Here is a 260-nt window from a genome sequence, read left to right on the forward strand (position 1 = left end):
ATTTTCTTAGATAATAACGAAGCAACTATCGAATTAGCTAAAAAGTGGACTACGATGTTAAATTCTGATTTAGTTCTAGATAAAGAAATTCAAGAAACTGTAGGTGCTCAAGAAATTAATAACTATGAAAAAGGAAAATATAAGATCCGTGTAGGGCATTCTACAGCTGACCACATGATGTACATTCAAGTACGTGTATAATATCATTGCAATTCAACGTTCCATTTGATATATTGAAATATGTAATATAACAATTAATA

At 28.8% G+C, this 260-nt stretch carries 1 pseudogene; it reads left to right on the forward strand.

Annotated elements, in window-relative coordinates:
• Positions 1–201 (forward strand): annotated as a pseudogene (locus KVT11_RS20145) (S-layer homology domain-containing protein); the annotation flags it as partial.
• Between the last annotated feature and the right edge of the window lie 59 nt (positions 202–260).

This window comes from Bacillus sp. GbtcB10, from assembly GCF_019091365.1.
GTDB lineage: Bacteria > Bacillota > Bacilli > Bacillales > Bacillaceae > Bacillus > Bacillus altitudinis.